Here is a 19049-nt window from a genome sequence, read left to right as displayed (position 1 = left end):
GCGTCGGTCGAATTAGGTCCGACGCTGTTTCATTGCACTGGACCTTCAAACACAAAGGGTGGGGAACCTCAATCATGTTCAAGAAAGCACTCGCTGCTGCGGCCATCGCCGTAGTCGCAATCTTCGCGGCTCCGGCCGCAGCTCAGGCCGCCTACATCGATGGGTCGCTTGTTTCGGCTCCGTCGAGCATTGCCCCGGGCGGCTCGGGAACGATCACGTTCGCTGCTGGCGCCTTCACGCCGGGCGAGCAGGTCCAGTTCACGCTCACCGGTGAGAACGGAGCGGGCGCAACGCTCTCCTCCGTGGTCGCCGCGGTGAGCTCCACGTCAACGACCAAGACTGCCGCCAGCGACGGATCGATCAGCGTCACTGTGACGCTGCCTGCCAACGCGACGGGTTCGTACACCCTCACCGCGACCGGCCTCAGCTCCGGCAACATCGCGAACGTCACGTTCGCTGCCGCCGCCTCTTCCGGCGCCGGTACCGGATCCGAGTCTGGTGTGGGCTCCGGGTCGTCCGACGGCAGCCTGCCCAACACGGGCGCCATGGACCCGACGCTCGGCATCTGGGCCGGTGGCGGACTGCTCGCACTCGGTGCGGCGTTCGTGATCGTTCTCACGGTCGTTCGTCGTCAGAAGGCAACCAACTAAGTCCTCCCGACAGACACCCGATGTCAGGGCCCCCGCCGCAAGGCGGGGGTCTTGTCGTTTAACGTTCCGATCACTTGTGTGGACCTTGTATACAAGCGACGTAGACTGTGCTGGTGAGCACAAAGACTGTCGACGTTGCACTGATTGGCGGGGGCATCATGAGTGCCACCCTCGGCACCATGATCAAACAGCTGCAGCCCGACTGGTCGATCGTCGTCTTCGAGCGGCTGAGCGAGGTCGGGCTCGAGAGCTCGAACCCGTGGAACAACGCCGGCACCGGGCATGCTGCACTCGCCGAACTCAACTACATGCCCGAGGCGCCGGACGGCACGCTCGAGGCCTCCAAGGCTCTGACCATCAACGAGCAGTTCCAGGTGAGCCGCCAGTTCTGGTCGTCTCTCGTCGACGAGGGCGTCATCCCCGATCCGACTTCCTTCATCAACCCGACCCCGCACATGACCTTCGTCCGAGGCGAGGCGAACGTCGACTACCTGCGGCGCCGGTACGAGCTGCTCAAGGACGAGCCTCTCTTCAAGGGGATTGAGTTCAGCGACGACCCTCATGTGATCTACGGGTGGGCGCCGCTCCTCGTCCGCGACCGGGTGAAGGGCGAGAAGATCGCCGCCACCCGCATCACGACGGGCACCGACGTCGATTTCGGCTCGCTCACGTCGCAGCTCTTCGATTACCTGCAGCGCAATGGCGCAGACATCCATCTCGAGACCGAGGTGCGGAAGCTCAAGAAGCAGAAGAACGGAACGTGGAAGATCGGCGTGCGTGAGCTCGTCGGGAACACGCCCTACGAAATCAACGCGAAGTTCGTCTTCGTAGGCGCTGGCGGCCACGCGCTTCCTCTGCTGCAGAAGGCGCACATCCCCGAGATCAAGGGGTTCGGTGGGTTCCCGATTAGCGGGCAGTTCTTCCGCACCGACAACCCGAAGGTCGTGGCGCAGCACCAGGCGAAGGTCTACGGCAAGGCCGCCGTCGGCGCCCCGCCGATGTCAGTGCCGCACCTCGACACGCGTGTCGTCGATGGCCAGTCGTCGCTGTTGTTCGGCCCCTACGCCGGCTTCAGCCCGAAGTTCCTCAAGACGGGATCGTGGCTCGACCTGCCCGCATCCATTCGGCTACACAATCTCTGGCCGATGCTTGCGGTCGCTCGCGACAACGGAGACCTGATGAAGTACCTCATCGGAGAGTTGCTCGCCAGCAAGAAGAAGAAGCTCGAAGCCCTTCGCGAGTTCATGCCGACGGCCGAGGCCGAAGACTGGTACCTCATCACCGCCGGCCAGCGCGTGCAGGTCATGAAGAAGGACGCCAAGAAGGGCGGCGTTCTTCAGTTCGGAACCGAGGTCATCACGTCTGCGGACGGGTCGATCTCCGGCCTGCTCGGCGCGTCTCCGGGGGCCTCGACGGCGGTGCCGATCATGGTCGATCTGGTCAAGCGGTGCTTCCCCGAGCTTTACCCGACGTGGGAGAAGAAGCTTAACAAGCTCATCCCATCGCTCGGCACCCGTCTGAACGAGAACGAGTCGACGGCGGCGAAGACGCTGGAGTCGACGGCGAAGACGCTAGAGCTTTCGCGCTGAGCGCTCAAGCTGTTGCAGAACCAAACACCACGTTCCTTGCCCACCTACAGGTCATCGAAAGCCCGAATCTTTTCGTCGGTGCAGTCGTCGACGATCCCATCTCATGCTGCAATGGTTTGGCCCGACGGCAATCCAGGCGCGCGCATGATCACCGCACGGCATGCCAGCGGATCATAACGCCTAGAACATCGGCCACATCGACGGGCCCACGACGATCTATACGCAACCCGCGATCGCGCGGGCGACGAGCGGCGCACCTACGAACGTGCCGTAGATTGTGATGAGCTGACCGTGAGTATCCTCTACGTCCCCTCCTGATTACGCTCCGAGTCGGACTCCCGAACTTATCCGAGTGCAGCTGGTCTAATCAAACTGGGTCGTCGCAGGCAACGATCCGCCAGTCGCGATCCCGTCAGCCTTCGCCAGGGAGAACGTTCGTGCGGCACTCGCGGCAGTGGAAAAAGCCCAGGGGGCGGTTGTTCCCGGCCCGGTGTCGAGCAGGCCAACCGCGCGTTCACTCCAGCATCATGTCCTCGCGCTGACGCTCTCACCCGCCCTATCTCGGCGCAAGAACCGCCATCGGAACTCCTTTGCCTGGGCTCAGCTGGAGCTACTTCGCATGCACCGGTTCCCGCGAGAATATTCGCTTCGTCCACTTGCGCACCGCACCTGTCTTTCGTTCAGTGAAGCGAGCGAAGATGTAAGCGATCAAGCAGCACAAGACAATCACTCCCAGGAAAATTGTTCCCGAGACAGGGCCTATGGCCCACCTGCCGGCAAAACTTGGAACAAGTATCGCAGTGACGAAAACCGCGACGGGCATGTGTGTGGCGTACAGAGAATACGACGAGTGCGCGGTCCAACTAGCGGCAGAGAGCACTTTCCCGGAATTCCCTGTCCACCCGACGTCTACCACGAAGAAACACATGCCGAGCGCAGTTACCAACGCCAAAATAATGTCGTTCGCTCGGTATGGCAATTCCACCTCGTGCGCCGCAACCGCCGCGCCGATGATCAATAGGATCGCTGCTATCCGAGCCACCATGAGCAACCGCGTAGGTAAAGAAAGAATGAAACCGCTGATAGGTCCCATAAACCCCGCGACGACTGCACCGAGCGCCCACGCCGGGAAAAGCCCAAGGACCAGGGGGCCACTGATGATAATCGCGAGAACGGCAAGCCCCGCCCCAACCACTTTCCTTGCGACGCCTTGGCCAGGCCAGAAGCACACCAAGAGCGCCGGGAACAGGAGGTAGTACCAGAACTCGTACGCCAAGGACCAAAGCGGTTTGTTTGTGCCAAAGATGGGTACGTAGAGGTCTTGGAGAAACCCTACGTTGCCAATGAAAGTAAGGGGTGAGTGAGACGGGTCCGCGGGGATACTGACGTACAGTTCTGGCTGGCGATAGACATCAGCCGACGCGAACAACGTCTCGCCGGATTTGTCCAGCAGGAGTGTCAGGAGCAAAGCCGGGATGAGCACAAGCCATAGTCGTGTGAGGCGGGCGCTGGCGTAGTTCCCCCAACTGAATGACTCCGCCCGCAGTGCTGCGATCGCTGACCCGCCCACCCAGTAGCCGCTCATGACGAAGAACACGATCACTGCCTCTGAGCCGAGGCTTGTGAGTGAGTACAGGACAGCCGTCACCGGGTTATGGGCCGCGGTCGAGTAGTCCTCGAATAACAGCAGGCGGACATGACCGAACACTACGGCCAGTGCGGCTACCGATCGAAAGATGTTCAGGACGCGATTGTCCGGTCGAGAACGCGCCGGAACACCGAAGTCACTCAAGATAATTCCCCTTAGCTACCAAGAGAGCGCCACCGCACCCTGACCATTCAGTCGGTCGACACTATCCGATTCGAATACCGCCTGTCGCCGCCCTGTTTAGGGAGGCGGGAACCATTGATCGGACTAGAGCAGTGCTCCCGCGGGGCACCAGGCGAAGGTCTACGGCAAGGCCGCCGTCGGGGCACCTCCGATGTCGGTGCCGCACGTCCATACGCGTGTCGCCGATGGGCAGTCGTCGCTGTTGTTCGGCCCCTACGCCGGCTTCAGCCCGAAGTTCCTCAAGACCGGTTCGTGGCTCGACCTGCCCGCATCCATTCGGCTGCACAACCTCTGGCCGATGCTCGCGGTCGCTCGCGACAACGGAGACCTGATGAAGTACCTCATCGGAGAGTTGCTCGCCAGCAAGAAGAAGAAGCTCGAAGCCCTTCGCGAGTTCATGCCGACGGCGGCGGGAGGCGGCACAATCCCGGCCTACCCAACCGGCGGCACCTACAACGACGGGGACCTCGTCAGCTATAAGGGGTCGATCTGGCAGCTGAACACTCAAGGGGCACCGTCTGCATCACCGGGCACCCCGGGTGCTTCATCGCGCTGGAAGGCCGTCACGTACGCGTTCACTGGAACGGTACGTGTCGGTGCAACTGTGGGAGATGAAACCCGCGACACCTACCTCGCGTCAGACTCCGTGCACCCCATGCCCGACGCCAGCGCGTCGCTCGCGATTCTTTGCCCGAACGCCGTCCGAGACGACCTCGTGGAGCGAGCTCACGTGGCCTAGCCGTCGCAGCGTCGCGGTCAGCCTGTGATCCTCTTCGGGTTCAGCAATGTGAGCGTTGGACCAGGGGTTAGCCGCCACTCGTCACCAAACTCGTCAGTGAACGTCAGAACGACGGGGGCGTTTTCCGATTTCGGCCCGGTGGGAACGTCTTCTTTGTCGCGTATCTCCTGCCCCCACATGTGGACCTCGTACCAGCTGAAAGTGAGGACTTGGGACGGTTCGACGCGGTCGTAGAACGACGACGCGTGCGGAGACTCCTGTGTTCCGTCGCCTCGACCGGCGGGGGTGCCGATCGGCACACCGAACTGCCGATCGAACGTGAGCGACACATCAAATATTGGTGCGTCGCTCGCGTTCGAGACCGCCCCCTCAACGCTGCCGAGGAGATCGCTAGCAAGCTTCGTGATGCGACCATGGACGGAAATGCGGTCGGCCTGCCGCAGAGCCCGCTCCGCGGGCGTGGTCGAGTGTTCCCGATTAAAGCGATCACGTTCGCGTTGAGCTTGTTCGTCGGCGAGCTCACGAGATACACGCGCTTGCGCCTCGGCCACCTCCAACTGCGCTGCCACAGTTCGCGCTTCCGCCGCCTCGCGTCTTCCGGTCTCGATCTTCAGGTCGGCGCGAGCCTGTCTGGCGGTGAGGTAGGACAATAGGACGGCGATAAGGGTTGCTAGTGTCCCCGCGAAGCCGATTGCGAGCGCGGCGTAGTCAACCCAGCTGTCGACGACATCGACGGGGATAGGCGTATGCATATCGGCATGTTTCCAGGTCGATGTTTGGTTGAGCAACTGACCGGTTCTCGACCGTAGCGCGAAGGAGGTGAATACTTCACTCATGAGCATGCTCACTTCCTGGATTGACGCGGAGTTCTCGACCCGCTGGCACGCGTGGCGCGCTGAACGCCTTAGCAAACTGCGCCAGCGACACCTCGATCGGCTCCGAAGCGCCATGCTGCGCGCCCGCAGCCACCTGGACAACCGTTGAGCGACGGCCTTGAACTCCTTGGCATGGTTGGAGACAACGCGCTCACAGGTGCTGGAGCGCTCGGCCTCTACTGGGGCAGCCGGACCATCATTCAAGGCGGTCGGGGTGGCCTTCGGCCAGTGGACCCAAACGCGGATGGAGAACGTGCTCGGCATCGGCGAGAAAGTACAGGCGCGCGTTGGTACTGTCCCGCCTGACGACAGCCAATCGGTTCCGCCTCGCGTCTTCTACGAAGTCCTGAATGAGGGCTCGTGGATCTCCGACGACGTGCAACAGGAATAACTCGCCGGCCTCTTGATCGCGTCGAGGTCACCTTTGGGCGTCGGCGACGAAGGCGCGTACTACGCGCGGCTGGCGACCGGCATGACAGCGAACCAGATACGTCTGCATCACGCGATCTACGAGGCGGTTCTTCGTTCGGGCACCCAGTTCGATATCGGGGATTCAGAGGAGCGCGTCAATAATGCTGTGTGGGCTGAACTGAGCCAGGCAGTCGGCGTGATTGCCCCTGAGGGAAACGACACCCTGGAGACTGCGGTTACCGCAGCGGCTGTTGGATTAGGGCGCCTAGGCCTAGCTCGCGTCCGAGCAATCGGCGGGTCTGAAGGCCTGAATCGAAGTTTCGGTCAAGACGTCGGCAAAGCAATCATTATGAACACCGAAGTCGCTGGCGCCGGACTGTTCATGTGGGCTCACGGAATGAGGTCATCTGACCACACCCGGCTGTTTGACCTGTCAGGGCGCGAGCCGCTAGGCCCCACGTTCACGCAAGCGTTCGTTTATAGCACGACTGAAGTGCCTACGGGATGGGTCCAATAAACATCGGAATGGTGCACAGATTTGAGCGTCGAAGTTCCTCGTGGTGTGCTCGGTTGTATAGGCGGCTGCCGAGCTGCCCGGAAACGGTGCGTGCAGAACGATTAGCTCACGCGGTCGGGCGGGTGAAGAGGTTCACGAGGGTGCCGTCGGGGTCTCGGAAGAGGGTTGAGCGGTTGCCCCAGGGCATGGTGGTCGGCGGGAGGACGACGTCGGCGAGGATGCCGGGCTCGGACTGGAGGCGGGCGTAGGCGGCGTCGACGTTTGCGACCTCGAACTCGACGATGAGAGAGTTGTTGGCGGCGGGCTGGGGAACCTGGTCGCCGAGCATGGCCACAGTCGCGGGGGTCGCGATCGCCAGGGTGCCCGAGGGGGTGTGGAGCTCGGCGAAGACGGGGGCGGGGCGCGTGGCCGGGAGGCCTGTCACCACCTCGTAGAAGTGGGTGAGGCGGTCGAGGTCGTTCGTGATGATGCGGATCGAGGCGAGGTTCATGGTCTTTCCTTCCGTCGGGCCGTTCGGCCTGACGAGATCATCCTCGCCCCCTCGAGCGACAACGTCGTGTCGGTGTTTAGAGCGGATTTCCGCCCGGCCCGATGGTGCGCAGTCGGCCCTCGATGATGCCGAGGTCGTCGGCGCGGAGAGGGCGGCGCGGTGCTCGTTCGGGGAGGGGCTCTGCTCGGGTGATGCGATCTCCTCGGAACGCTCGGAGCCCGTCGCGGAGCCGGCACCAGGCGATCAGGAACCAGTGGTCGCCCTTGCCGACGAAGCCCATCGGTTCGACATCCCGCTCAGTCGTGGCGCCGGTGCGGTCGACGTAGGAGATGCGGAGTACATGGCCCGTGCGCAGGGCCGTCGCGAGTCCATCGGGGGCCGTGGCCGGCTTCTCGTCGCCGAGGAGGTGGATGCGGTTCGCGAGCTCCGACGTCTCCCTCAAGCTGCCGGCCTCGGTGACGGCGACGACTTTGCGTAGGGCCGAGGTCGCCGCATCCTGGAACGGGCTCGTCGTCAGCGAACCCAGGGCGACCATGATGGCCAGGGCTTCATCGACGGTGAAGCCCAAGGGAGCGAGCGTGTGCGAAGCGTCGAGGCAGTAGCCGCCGGTGCGGCCCGGCTCGGCCCAGATCGGCACGCCGCTCTGCTGCAGCGCCGAGAGGTCGCGCTCGACGGTTCGGGAGCTGACGCCGAAGCGGTCGGCCAGCCAGCGGGCGCTCCGCGGTCGTGGGGAGACGGCTCGGAGCTCCTCCACGAGGGCGTAGAGGCGGTCGGTGCGGGTCACGTCTCGACCCTAGTTCGACCGCGGCGTCGGAGTGTTCAGGTTCTCGTCGGCGGCGCGACTTGGCCTGTCGGGTCGGGGCTCGTGAGAGTCGATCGCTCTCAGACCAGGACCTGGCCGTCGTAGTAGCGGATCTCGCCGGTCAGGTGGCGGACCGCGTAGACGGCGATCGACTTGCCGATGCCGCCGAGGAAGCCGGCGGAGAAGGCGGAGTCGAGCGGGGTGACGATGACGCCGACCTCTCCGGTGGTGGTGATCGTGACGGCCGTGCCGGCGAGAAAAGGCATGATGTCGAGACTGTCATACAGGTGACGAATTGGGCAATCTCCCCTTTCGGGGGCCGGTGGGTGGGCGACGGTGGCCGGTCGGCGAGATGGGGATGCAAGTCTCATTGCGGGCCGGTAGTTTCGAGTCGAGATGCCGGTGGGGTGGCGGAGGGGAGCTCGTCTTGGCCGGACTTGTCACGAAGCGGTTGCCCTACAGCGACGAGGATCGCGCCTGGAATACGGGGGTTCTCTGGCTCTGGCTGCTCGTGGGTGTGGTGATCGTTCCTGCGGTGCTCGCCGCGTTCGCGTACCTCGCAGGGATATTCGCGGGACAGAAGACGGAGGGCGCCGTCTTCGCCTGCCTGGCGATCGGGGCGCAGCTGCTGTCGGTTGCGGTCGTCTGCGTCTTGGCGCGGGCGAGGTCGCTCGGCGTGGGGCACACATCCGCCTTCGGCGTCGCGATGGTCGCCGCCAGCATCTGTTTGTTGCTGCCCTCCGCGCTCGCGGCCTATCTCTTCTTTTCGACCTCGGCAGGGGAGGCCGCTGGGTAGTCGTGACGGCGGGCTGTGGCGACTTCGCTGTCGGCGGCGGTGCTGTCCCGCGCGGCCGCGCGCGCTTCGCTTCGGCGGCAAGAAGGAGCTCTTCATGCGCGCCTTCCTCAGCGACACGGCCAGCGCCGTGGATGCGGTGAAGACCGTGCTGCAGAGTGCGGAGGACCCGATCGTGCGCATCCGGACGCAATTGGTGAGCTCGGCGGTCGAGCACGGCTCGGCGCAGGCCCCGCCGTCGCTGTTCCTGCGGGCCGCCGTCGAACTCTCGACCCTCACTCCCGAGGTCGCCGCCACGGTCGCGAGCGCGTTCGACTCGATCCGGGCCGACTACGCGGCGTGCATCGTGGATGCGCAGAATGCCGGCGAGATCGAGGCGTCAGCGGATGCCGAGGCGCTCGGCACCTACTTCTGCGCGGTCATCGAGGGGATGTCGACGCTCGGGCGCGCGGGGGTGCCGCGGGCGACCTTGCTGCAGATCGGGTTCACGAGCCTCGCCACCGTGCCGATCACGCCGCTCGGGCGCGCGCACCTCGGCACGGAGGACGGCGACTGGACCTGAGTCGGTCGTAGGTCTGGGCGATGCCCCCGGGCCGAGGTCGGCGGCGAGGCGGACTCTAGACTTCGGGGGTGATGTGGGGTGAGCGGGCGGCCGGGGCGCGCATCCAGGGGCTGGACATGCTGCGGGGCGTGGCCATTCTGCTCGTGATGCTGCGGCACTCGTTTCCGGAGGTGTTCGGCGGGGCGGGGATCGTGGGCGTGGTGATGTTCTTCGCGCTGAGCGGGTACCTGATCACGGCGATCCTCCACCGGGACGTCGTGGAGCGCGGGCAGGCGGCCTACGGGCGGTTCTATCGCAACCGGGCGCTGCGGCTGTTCCCGGCGCTCGCGTTCGTAGTGGCTGGGATCGTGGTGGCGACGCTGGTGTTCGATCCGCTGGGGGATCGGGCGGTGCTGGGTCGCACGGTTCTCGTCGCGCTGAGCTACACGGGCAACCTGCCGTTCGACCACGGGGGAGCGGCGATCGGTCACCTCTGGACGCTCGCGACCGAGGAGCAGTTCTACCTGCTGTGGCCGCTGCTGCTCACGCTGGGGGTGCGGTGGCGGAGGCTCCGGGTCGTCGTCGCGTTGGCGGGGCTGGCGATCATGGCGGTGTGCGTCGTGACGTTGGCGTCGGCAGCGCCGTCGTTCTGGCTCGTGTACACGTACCCGGCGTCGTGGGCGGTGGCGATGGTGATCGGGGCTGCGGGGTTCTTGGGGCACGAGAGGGTTGCGCGGGTGCTGCCGGGGATCGGGTCGGGTTCTGGGCCGGGGTCGGATTCGGGTTCGGGTTCGGGTGCTTCTTCGCCGGGGGCGCTGGGGGTGGGTGTTCTCGCGGTGGCGGTGCTGCTCATCCTGTCGTTCGTGCCCGAGCTCAAGAACTTCGCGCTCGCGTACGTCGTGGCGGGGCCGGTGATCGCGGTGGTCACGGTCGTGCTGATCAATTACGTGCGGCACTGGCGGGTGCTGCCGAGCGCGGCGCTTCGGCCTCTGCTGTGGCTCGGGGTGATCTCGTACGCGGCCTACCTCTGGAACTTCCCGATCTCGTTGTGGCTGTTGGGCTCCGGGTACTGGGTGCACGCGATCGGGACCATCGTGCTGACGCTCGTCGCGGCGTCGGTCAGTCTCGTGCTCGTCGAGAGGCCGTTCCAGCGGTTGAAGTCGCGCCTAGAGGCACGCGCACGGCGGTCGGAGGTCGCGGCGGTCGCGGCCGGTCTCTCGTCGAACGCCTCGCCGGGGCCCACATCCTTCCGCTGATCGCTCGGCCCGCCTAGGCTCGGGTCATGAGCGCGGAGGTGAGGGCGCGCTCGAACAGGGTGAAGCGTCTTCGGGTGGCCATCGTGGTCGTGGGGGTCGTCGGTCTGGTTCTCGGGACGCTCCTCGTGGCGCAGCTCATGTTCGCGGCGACGAAGCCGACCTGCCACCAGGAAGGGCCGTTCGTCGCCGACGCGGTCGCACCCGAGAGCTCGGCGGGGGTATCGGAAGCGCTGAGCTTCGCACCCATCGGCCGGGTGTGTTCATGGGTCGTCAGCGAGGCCGGAGATGTCGTCACGGTGCAGTCCGGCTCGTGGGCGACGACCGGTGTGGCGTACGGCCTGATCGGTGGGGGAGCCGCGGCGCTGCTCGCCCTCGGGTTCACGAAACGACCGGAATGACTCGGGCGGCTCTCGCGGGGGCCTCGGCGTATTGGTACTCTGGGGCGTCCGTGCAGGAATCCGAGGAGGTGGCACCCGTGAACGAAATGACGATGGTGCTCCCCTCGGGAGTCACGGTCGGGCGATAGGTCGACGTCGTCCGGGAGCGCCGCTTTGTTGCAGCACTTCCGAAAGGCACGACCATGCATCTCACTTCTGAACGATCTCTCCACGGGGGCGTGACCGAGCGCGAGTTCACCCTCGGAGACTTCTCCGGCATCCTGTGGGCGCCGGCCACGGCCTCCTCGTCGGCACCTGTTCCGCTCCTCCTGCTGGGCCAGCCCGGCGGTTTCGGGATGCGGCGGATGTACCCGCGCCTGCTCGCCCGGGCCCAGCGCGCCGCAGCGTTCGGCTTCGCCACGGTCTGCATCGAGCCGCCCGGGGCCGGCGACCGGACCCCGCTGCCCGTTGCCGAGGAGGCTCGAGCAGACCTCCGCCGTGGGCTCGCCGCCGGCGAGCAGCCCGCGGGTGACGTCATCGATCGACTGATCCTTCCGCTTGTCGATGCGGCGGTGCCCGAATGGCAGGTCACTCTCGACGAGGTGCTCGACCGCCCCGAGATCGGCGAGACCGTGGGCTTCTCCGGCGGAGTGATCGCGGTCGGCACGCGCCTCGCCGCCGTCGACTCGCGCATCGCGGCGGCCGGACTCTTCGCCGGAAGTTACGTGCCGCGCCAGACCGTGGACGAGGCCCGCCGCATCACCATTCCCCTCCACGTCCTCCTCCAGTGGGACGACGAGGGCAACGACCGGGCCATGGCTCTCGAGCTCTTCGACGCCTTCGGCTCGACGGAGAAGACCCTCTCGGCCAACCTGGGCGGCCACACGGGCGTGCCGGCGTTCGCGGGGGAGGAGGCGATGCGCTTCTTCGCCCGCCATCTCGGTCGGCCGGCGGGCGGCTAGCGGGGAGGGGAGGCGAGCCGGCGGGCTGCATCGACCACGAAGCGGCGGCGCGAAGCCCGCTCCTTCGCGTCGTCGGGGCCGGCTCCCGTGATCATCTCGGCCAGCTGCGGCACGGTCTGCCACCAGGCGGCCAGGGCGATCAGGGTGAAGACGAGGTGTGCCGGGTCGATGTCGGGGTCGAGGAGTCCGTCGCTCTGGGCGGCGGCGATGCGGGCTACCTTCTCGCGGTAGTGCCCCGTGCGCAGCTCGGCTCGGGCCGGGGGGCCGTCCTGCAGACCTTCCCATTGGAGCAGGCGGCCCAGTTCGGGATGCGCCGCGTGGTAGTCGTAGGTCGCTCCGGCGAACTCGCCGATGTCATCCAGCCCGGCCCCGGTGAGCTCGACCGCCGTGGCGAGGCGCTCGAGCTCGGTGGTCAGCACCAGATCCCAGAGCGCCTTCTTGTCGCCGAAGTAGCTGTAGAGCCTCTCCTTGTTCACCCCGGCCCGGGATGCGATCGATGCGACGGTCGTGCCGTCGAAGCCGCGCGCGGCGAACTCGGCCAGCGCCGCCTCGCGCAGCCGCCGCCGCGTGCCCTCGGTGTCCCACGCCATCCGATCAGGTTACCAACGCCGGGGTTGGAGATCGGCCTCCAGGCGCGTAATATTCCAACTCTACCGTTGGAGTTGGAGATGGTGGCGGAATTGAAGTGGAGACAGAGATGACTGGAATCGATCGGCTTCCCGACGAGGTGCGCGCCCCCGAAGCGGGCTCGGTCGCCGTGGTGACCGGGGCGAACAGCGGCATCGGGTTCGAGACGGCGCGGCAGCTCGTCGCCCACGGGCTCACCGTCTGGGTCGGCGCCCGCGATCTCGCGAAGGGCCGGCGCGCCGCCGAGCAGCTGGGCCCGGGGGCTCGGGCCGTGCAGCTCGATGTCACGGATGCGTCGTCGGTGGCCGCTGCGGCCGAGGCGATCGGCGAGGTGGACATCCTCGTCAACAACGCCGGGGTCAACCCGGGGGCGGAGGGCATCGCCGAGACCTCGCTGGATCAGCTGCGTATCGCCTACGAGACGAACGTCTTCGGGGTCGTTCTGGTCACCCAGGCGTTCCTGCCGGCTCTGCTGAGGTCGTCGCATCCGCGGATCGTCACTGTGTCCAGCGGAACCGGGTCGCTCGCCTGGAGCAGCGGCCCCAATCCGCAGTTCGACTGGGAGCGGGCGATGGGTAGCGGGCTGGCCTACCGCAGTTCGAAGACCGCGGTCAATGCCGTCACCCTCCTCACGGCCCAGGCGCTCGGCGAACGCGCGAAGGTGAACGCGCTGGCGCCCGGCCTCCGGCGCACGAATCTGATCGCCGGGATGTCGGTCGGAGATGCTCCGGCCGAGGCTGCGGCCGGGGTGGTCCGCCTGGCCTTCCTTCCGGACGACGGCCCGACGGGCGCACTCTGGTCGTGGGACGGCACCCGCGCGCCCTGGTGAACCGCGCGCGGTCACCGCTCCGTCGTCGCGATGCACGAATCCATTCTCAGCCGACGCGACGGGGGGAACCGGCGCGCCAGGCGGCGGCGGACGCCTCGAGGGCGGCGCGGAGTGCAGCGATCGCCGCCGAGCCCGACGCCGAGGTGCGGTGGGCGGTGAAGATCGTGCGGTGGGGGGCACCGGGCGGCACGACCAGGCGGCAGGTGGTCGGGCGACCCGCCCAGACCAGCTCGGGCATGAACGCCACCGCGTTGCCCGTCTCGATCAGCCTGATCTGGGTCTGCAGGTCGGCCGTCTCGTAGCGCACGTCGGGCTCGAAGCCGGCGGTGCGGCAGAGCTGCTCGGCGAAGTGCCTACTCGCCGTGCCGCGCGGCTCCATCACCCAGGGCATGCTGCGGGCGTCGGCGAAGTCGGCGAGCGGATGCGGGCTCTCGCGTTCGCCCGGCAACGCCAGCTCGATCGCGTCGCTGGTCAGGTCGTGCCGCTCGAGGCCGTCGAGCCAGGGCGCCGAGTGCGCCGGGTACTCCTCGCCCACGACCAGGTCGAACTCCCGCGCCCAGGTGTCGTGCAGCGCCTGGCCCGGCTCCTGCTGCGCCATCTCGACGCGCACGGCCGGATGCTCGTCGGTCATCGAGCGCAGCGCCGCCGGCATCAGCGTCAACGCCGCCGACTGGAAGACCGCCACCCGCACCGTGCCGCTCACCGTGCTGAGCGAGGCCTGCAGCGCCACGTCGGCACGCTCGAGGGTGTCGAGCAGCTCGGCGGCCGAGGCCACGAGCACCTCCGCCTGCGGGGTGAGCTGCACCCGGCGGCCGACCTTGCGGAGAAGCTCCACCCCGGTCTCGCGCTCGAGCGCACTCAGCTGCTGCGACACCGCCGAGGGGCTGAAGCTGAGCGCCTCGGCGACGGCGGCGATCGTGCCGCGGATGGCCAGCTCGCGCAACAGCACGAGTTTTCGCACATCGAGCATCCGCCGGTCTCCATCTCGTCAGTTCGTCTTAGCAGTATGCGTCACAAAGCGTTGCTTTTGCTGAGGTGTCGCTCGGACCGACGATGGGCGTATGACCGATCTGACCCACCTCGCCCCGCTCGACTCCGGCACCCCCGACGACGCCGGGCTGGCCGACGAGGTCGTGACCCTGGTGCGCCGGTGGCTCGCCGAGGCGGCGACCCACGAGGCCGACGCCTCCGCCACGCGCCTGGCCGGTGTGCTCGCCGACCCCAAGGGCCTGGACTTCACGGTCGGCTTCGTCGACGGCGTCGTGCGGCCCGAAGACCTGCGGGTCGCCGCCGCGACCCTGGCCCGCATCGCCCCCGACGTGCCGGCCTTCCTGCCGCTGCCTCTCCGGGCCGCCGTGCGGCTGGGCGGCGTGATGGCCCCGGTGCTCCCCGGCGTGGTCGTGCCGATCGCCCGCCGCGTGCTGCGGGGGATGGTGGGGCACCTGGTCATCGACGCCACCGACCGCAAGCTCGGGCCGGCGATTGCGAAGATCCGTCGCCCGGGCACCCGCCTCAACGTCAACCTGCTCGGCGAGGCCGTGCTCGGCGACCAGGAGGCGGGGCGCCGGCTCGGCGGCACCGTGCGCCTGCTCGGCCGCGACGACGTCGACTACGTCTCGATCAAGGTCTCCTCGACCGTCGCCCCGCACGCGCCCTGGGCCTTCGACGACTCGGTGGCCGACGTCGTGGCCAAGCTCATTCCGCTCTTCGCCGAGGCGGTCAAGCCGACCGCCGACGGCAAGCCCGCCAAGTTCATCAACCTCGACATGGAGGAGTACAAAGACCTCGACCTGACGCTCGCGGTCTTCATGCGCATCCTCGATCGGCCGGAGTTCCACCGGCTCGAGGCCGGCATCGTGCTGCAGGCCTACCTGCCCGACGCCCTCGGCGCGATGATGCGCCTGCAGACCTGGGCGGCCGAACGCCGGGCCTCCGGCGGCGCCGGGGTGAAGGTGCGCCTGGTGAAGGGCGCCAACCTGCCGATGGAGCAGGTCGAGGCCTCGCTGCACGGCTGGCCGCTCGCCACCTGGGGCACGAAGCAGGATTCGGACACGAACTACAAGCGGGTGCTCGACTACGCCCTGCACCCGGATCGCATCGGCAACGTGCGGCTCGGCGTCGCCGGCCACAACCTGTTCGACCTCGCCTACGCCTGGATCGTCGCCGGCCGCCGGGGCGTGCGCTCCGGGCTCGAGTTCGAGATGCTGCTCGGCATGGCGCAGGGCCAGGCCGAGGCGGTCAAGCGCGAGGTGGGTTCGCTGCTGCTCTACACGCCCGTGGTCTCGCCGAAGGAGTTCGACGTGGCGATCGCGTACCTGATCCGCCGGCTCGAGGAGGGCGCGTCGCAGGACAACTTCATGTCGGCCGTCTTCGAGCTGAACGACCGGCCCGAGCTCTTCGAGCGCGAGAAGAACCGCTTCCTGGCCTCGCTGGCGGCCCTGGACCGCGCGGTGCCCCCGGCGCACCGGGTGGCCGACCGCTACGCCGCGGTGCCGCGATCCGAGCCCGGGCGCTTCGAGAGCACGCCCGACACCGACCCGTCGGTCGCGTCGAACCGCACCTGGGCCGCCGGCATCCTCGACCGCGTGCCGACCTCGACCCTCGGCGAGGCCACGGTTCGCGCGGCCGCCGTGCGCGACGAGGCCGAGCTCGAGGCGCTGATGGCCGACACCATCGAGGCCGGGCGCGCCTGGGCCGCGCGGGGAGCCGCCGAACGCGGCGCCATCCTGCACCGCGCCGGCGATGCGCTCGAGGCGCGACGGGCCGAGCTGATCGAGGTGATGGCCGCCGAGGCGGGCAAGACCATCGACCAGGCCGACCCCGAGGTGTCGGAGGCGATCGACTTCGCGCACTACTACGCCGAACGCGGGCTCGAGCTCGAGGCGGTCGACGGGGCGCGGTTCGTGCCCGCGGGCCTGACCCTCGTGACCCCGCCGTGGAACTTCCCGGTCGCCATCCCGGCCGGATCCGCCCTCGCAGCGCTCGCCGCCGGCTCGGCCGTCGTGTTCAAGCCCGCCGGGCTCACCGCCCGCAGCGGCGCCCTCGTCGCCGAGGCGCTCTGGCAGGCCGGCGTGCCCACCGATGTGCTGCGCCTGGTCGACGTCGACGAGGAGGCGCTCGGCCGCCAGCTCGTGTCGCACCCCGCCGTCGAGCGCGTCATCCTCACCGGCGCGTTCGAGACGGCCGAGCTGTTCCGCGCCTTCCGCCCCGAGCTGCCGCTGCTCGCCGAGACCAGCGGCAAGAACGCCGTCATCGTCACCCCCTCGGCCGACCTCGACCTCGCGGTGAAGGACGTCGTGGCCTCGGCCTTCGGGCACGCGGGCCAGAAGTGCTCGGCCGCGTCGCTCGTGGTGCTCGTGGGCTCGGTGGCGTCGTCGCCGCGGTTCCGCTCGCAGCTGATGGATGCGATCGCGTCGCTCACGGTCGGCTACCCCGACCAGGCTTCGACCCGCATGGGGCCGCTGATCGAGGCCCCCGGGCCCAAGCTCCGCGAGGGGCTCACGACCCTCGGCGCCGGTGAGCGCTGGCTGATCGAGCCCCGACAGCTCGACGCGAGCGACCGGCTCTGGAGCCCGGGACTCCGCGACCAGGTGGCCCGCGGCTCGGCCTTCCACCGCACCGAGTACTTCGGCCCGGTGCTCGGCATCATCACGGCCGACTCGCTCGAGGAGGCGATCTCGATCGTGAACGAGGTCGACTACGGCCTCACCTCGGGCCTGCACGCCCTCGACCGGGGCGAGATCTCGACCTGGCTCGACACGATCGAGGCCGGCAACCTCTACGTCAATCGCGGCATCACCGGCGCGATCGTCGAGCGCCAGCCGTTCGGGGGCTGGAAGAAGTCGTCGGTGGGCGCGGGCGCGAAGGCGGGCGGCCCGAACTACCTGGTGAACCTCGGTTCGTGGCAGCCGGCCATCTCGCAGCAGGTGACGACGGATGCGCTGCTGCCCGCGGTCGACGCGCTGCTTCGAGCGGCCGCCGGTTCGCCGTTGGTCGGCGACGACGAGCACCGGGCCCTCGCTCGGGCGGTGCAGAGCGATGCCCGGGCCTGGGCGGAGCGCTTCGGCATCGCGGAGGACGTGACGCAGGTCGCGGCCGAGCACAACGTGTTCCGGTACCGGCCGTTCGCCGCGGCCGGCGCCGCCGGTGGTGCTGACGGTGTCGTCGGCACCGGCGCCGGGGTCGTCGTGCGCGCGGGCGTCTCGGCCGCCCCGGCCGACCTCGTGCGGGTCGTCGCCGCCGCCCTCCGGAGCGGAGCGGCCGCCGAGGTCAGCGTCGCGACCGCGGAGCTCGCCGAGCTGCTCGCCGGCGTGCCGCTGCCGGTGCGCGTGCAGACGCCGGGGGAGTGGCGCACCGCGCTCGCGCACGGGGCGCCCGCCCGCATCCGTCTCGTCGGAGGGCCGGCCGAGCAGGCCGAGATCGTCGCCGCGACCGGCGGCCGACCCGACGTCGCCGTGTGGGGCGGACCGGTCACGGAGGCCGGGCGGCTCGAACTGCTGCCGTTCCTCCGCGAGCAGGCGATCTCCATCACCGCGCACCGTTTCGGCACCCCCGACCGGGCGCTCGCGGAGCTCGTGCGCGCGCTGTGACGAGGCCGGTCGTGGAGCTCTGACGCGAGCAGAGTTTCCACGAACCGGGGGCGATCTCGGCGAATCGTCCAAATCTCGCGCGTTCGGCCACGAATTCCTCGACGTATCGTCGGCGTCTACCAGACAGGTGACGACGTACTGCATACTCGTCGACTGTGACTGAAACGCTGCGCACCGCCCCCACCCTCGACGGCCGCGAGTTCGTGATGACCTCCTCGACGAACAGCGCGGTCGATCCGGAGTCGCCGTCGCGCTTCCGCTACTCCGAGCGCGACGGGGTGATCTGGGGCGACTACGAGGGCGACACGGTCACCTTCGGCCACTTCGTCGGCACCCGCGAGGGCGACCGGCTGTCGGTCACCTTCGTGCACGTCATGCTCGCCGACGGCGCGGTCGTGGGCGGCACCGGTGCGAGCCGGGTCGAGGTCGACGACGAGGGCCGCGTGCGCCTGGTCGAGGACTTCGAGATCGACGGCGTCGACCACGTGAGCATCTGCGTCGAGGTCTGACCCCACTCAGGGCGCCGATGCCCGGCGCCCTGCGCGAGGCGCGCGCGCCCGGCCTCAGCGCACCGCGTCGCGCCCGTTGCCCGCGGTGGTGAACCGGGTCATGCCCAGGCGGTTCGTCGATCCCGAGCGGTCCGGGATGTCCGAGGGCAGCAGATAGGCCTTCCGCACGACCTCGTCGAGCACCACGACCGACACCACCGACTTCACCTCGGGCCGCGCGGCCACGACGCCGGTGACGAAGTCGTGCACACCGCCGATGTCGAGCGAGCGCACGAGCAGCATGGCGTCGTGCTCGCCGGTCGTGATGCAGCAGTACTCGACGTCGGGCATCTGCAGGATGCCCTCGCGGAAGCGGTGCCACGACTGCGGATGCACGGTCACGAACACCAGCGCGCAGACGTCCAGCCCCACCTTCCCGGGGTCGACCTGGGCCGAGAACCCGGTGATCACCCCGGCCGCGGTGAGCTGCTCCACCCGGTTGTACACGCTCGCCCGCGAGACGTTCACCCGCTCGGCGAGGGCCGACATCGAGATGCGGCCGTTCTCACGCAGAATGCTCAGGATGCGCAGATTCACCTCGTCCAGACCCGCTGCGCTTTGTCCAGCGGGCGGGGTCGCCGCCTGATCGATGATCGACATTTCCGGCTCCTTCTGAGTGTCGG

Annotated in this window: 20 protein-coding genes and 1 pseudogene; 13 read left to right on the top strand and 8 right to left on the bottom strand. The window is 68.0% G+C overall.

Going from position 1 to position 19049, the window contains the following annotated elements:
* Window positions 1-32: 32 nt before the first annotated feature.
* Window positions 33-650, top strand: a complete 618-nt coding sequence (locus tag AC59HU_RS04690) for an LPXTG cell wall anchor domain-containing protein (RefSeq protein WP_497222194.1) — start codon at window positions 33-35, stop codon at window positions 648-650.
* Window positions 651-763: 113 nt separating this feature from the next.
* The gene (locus AC59HU_RS04685) at window positions 764-2239 is read left to right on the top strand and encodes a malate:quinone oxidoreductase (RefSeq protein ID WP_497222193.1); all 1476 of its coding nucleotides are present in this window, start codon (window positions 764-766) and stop codon (window positions 2237-2239) included.
* Between the two features lie 610 nt (window positions 2240-2849).
* Here the strand turns inward: AC59HU_RS04685 and AC59HU_RS04680 are convergent.
* Window positions 2850-4031, bottom strand: a complete 1182-nt coding sequence (locus AC59HU_RS04680; protein ID WP_497222192.1) for an acyltransferase family protein — start codon at window positions 4029-4031, stop codon at window positions 2850-2852.
* Window positions 4032-4170: 139 nt separating this feature from the next.
* Here AC59HU_RS04680 and AC59HU_RS04675 point away from each other — a divergent pair.
* Window positions 4171-4479, top strand: a pseudogene (locus AC59HU_RS04675) (malate:quinone oxidoreductase); the annotation flags it as partial.
* A 347-nt stretch (window positions 4480-4826) separates the two neighbouring features.
* On the opposite strand, the gene AC59HU_RS04670 reads toward AC59HU_RS04675, so the two are convergent.
* On the bottom strand, window positions 4827-5645 hold the full coding sequence (locus AC59HU_RS04670) for a hypothetical protein (RefSeq protein ID WP_497222191.1): 819 nt from the start codon (window positions 5643-5645) through the stop codon (window positions 4827-4829).
* On the opposite strand from AC59HU_RS04670, the gene AC59HU_RS04665 reads away from it, so the two are divergent.
* Window positions 5644-5793, top strand: coding sequence for a hypothetical protein (locus AC59HU_RS04665; protein WP_497222190.1), 150 nt, complete (start codon window positions 5644-5646; stop codon window positions 5791-5793). The two genes, AC59HU_RS04670 and AC59HU_RS04665, sit on opposite strands and share 2 nt — an antisense overlap.
* Window positions 5794-5898: 105 nt before the next feature.
* Window positions 5899-6075, top strand: coding sequence for a hypothetical protein (locus AC59HU_RS04660; RefSeq protein ID WP_497222189.1), 177 nt, complete (start codon window positions 5899-5901; stop codon window positions 6073-6075).
* A gap of 643 nt (window positions 6076-6718) precedes the next feature.
* On the opposite strand, the gene AC59HU_RS04655 is transcribed toward AC59HU_RS04660, so the two are convergent.
* The 3 genes from AC59HU_RS04655 to AC59HU_RS04645 form a co-directional block, all read right to left on the bottom strand.
* On the bottom strand, window positions 6719-7102 hold the full coding sequence (locus AC59HU_RS04655; protein WP_497222188.1) for a VOC family protein: 384 nt from the start codon (window positions 7100-7102) through the stop codon (window positions 6719-6721).
* A gap of 76 nt (window positions 7103-7178) precedes the next feature.
* On the bottom strand, window positions 7179-7886 hold the full coding sequence (locus tag AC59HU_RS04650) for a helix-turn-helix transcriptional regulator (protein ID WP_497222187.1): 708 nt from the start codon (window positions 7884-7886) through the stop codon (window positions 7179-7181).
* Between the two features lie 98 nt (window positions 7887-7984).
* Window positions 7985-8170, bottom strand: a complete 186-nt coding sequence (locus AC59HU_RS04645) for a hypothetical protein (RefSeq protein ID WP_497222186.1) — start codon at window positions 8168-8170, stop codon at window positions 7985-7987.
* Between the two features lie 161 nt (window positions 8171-8331).
* Between AC59HU_RS04645 and AC59HU_RS04640 the strand changes: the two genes are divergently transcribed.
* The 5 genes from AC59HU_RS04640 to AC59HU_RS04620 all read left to right on the top strand — a co-directional run bounded on the left by AC59HU_RS04640 (window position 8332) and on the right by AC59HU_RS04620 (window position 11833).
* Window positions 8332-8700 (top strand): hypothetical protein, encoded by a 369-nt coding sequence (locus tag AC59HU_RS04640; protein ID WP_497222185.1) that lies wholly within the window; start codon window positions 8332-8334, stop codon window positions 8698-8700.
* Between the two features lie 94 nt (window positions 8701-8794).
* Window positions 8795-9259, top strand: coding sequence for a TetR family transcriptional regulator C-terminal domain-containing protein (locus tag AC59HU_RS04635; protein WP_497222184.1), 465 nt, complete (start codon window positions 8795-8797; stop codon window positions 9257-9259).
* A gap of 71 nt (window positions 9260-9330) precedes the next feature.
* A complete protein-coding gene (locus AC59HU_RS04630) occupies window positions 9331-10494 on the top strand; it encodes an acyltransferase family protein (RefSeq protein ID WP_497222849.1) in 1164 nt (387 codons plus the stop codon).
* 26 nt (window positions 10495-10520) lie between these two features.
* Entirely contained in the window at window positions 10521-10892 is a 372-nt protein-coding gene (locus AC59HU_RS04625; protein ID WP_497222183.1) for a hypothetical protein, read from the top strand.
* Window positions 10893-11110: 218 nt separating this feature from the next.
* Window positions 11111-11833 (top strand): dienelactone hydrolase family protein, encoded by a 723-nt coding sequence (locus AC59HU_RS04620; protein WP_497222182.1) that lies wholly within the window; start codon window positions 11111-11113, stop codon window positions 11831-11833.
* On the opposite strand, the gene AC59HU_RS04615 is transcribed toward AC59HU_RS04620, so the two are convergent.
* Entirely contained in the window at window positions 11830-12423 is a 594-nt protein-coding gene (locus AC59HU_RS04615) for a TetR/AcrR family transcriptional regulator (protein ID WP_497222181.1), read from the bottom strand. The genes AC59HU_RS04620 and AC59HU_RS04615 overlap by 4 nt on opposite strands.
* Window positions 12424-12530: 107 nt before the next feature.
* Here AC59HU_RS04615 and AC59HU_RS04610 point away from each other — a divergent pair, with 107 nt between their 5' ends.
* On the top strand, window positions 12531-13289 hold the full coding sequence (locus AC59HU_RS04610; protein WP_497222180.1) for an SDR family NAD(P)-dependent oxidoreductase: 759 nt from the start codon (window positions 12531-12533) through the stop codon (window positions 13287-13289).
* Between the two features lie 46 nt (window positions 13290-13335).
* On the opposite strand, the gene AC59HU_RS04605 is transcribed toward AC59HU_RS04610, so the two are convergent.
* A complete protein-coding gene (locus AC59HU_RS04605; protein ID WP_497222179.1) occupies window positions 13336-14259 on the bottom strand; it encodes a LysR family transcriptional regulator in 924 nt (307 codons plus the stop codon).
* 91 nt (window positions 14260-14350) lie between these two features.
* Between AC59HU_RS04605 and AC59HU_RS04600 the strand changes: the two genes are divergently transcribed.
* On the top strand, window positions 14351-17878 hold the full coding sequence (locus tag AC59HU_RS04600; protein WP_497222178.1) for a bifunctional proline dehydrogenase/L-glutamate gamma-semialdehyde dehydrogenase: 3528 nt from the start codon (window positions 14351-14353) through the stop codon (window positions 17876-17878).
* 155 nt (window positions 17879-18033) lie between these two features.
* Complete coding sequence (locus tag AC59HU_RS04595) at window positions 18034-18387, top strand: avidin-fold protein (RefSeq protein WP_497222177.1); 354 nt, start codon at window positions 18034-18036, stop codon at window positions 18385-18387.
* A 54-nt stretch (window positions 18388-18441) separates the two neighbouring features.
* Here AC59HU_RS04595 and AC59HU_RS04590 read toward each other — a convergent pair whose 3' ends face one another.
* Complete coding sequence (locus tag AC59HU_RS04590) at window positions 18442-19026, bottom strand: Lrp/AsnC family transcriptional regulator (RefSeq protein ID WP_497222176.1); 585 nt, start codon at window positions 19024-19026, stop codon at window positions 18442-18444.
* Between the last annotated feature and the right edge of the window lie 23 nt (window positions 19027-19049).

Source organism: Herbiconiux sp. 320_LB, assembly GCF_059691755.1.
This window is presented reverse-complemented; position numbering and strand designations above follow the sequence as displayed.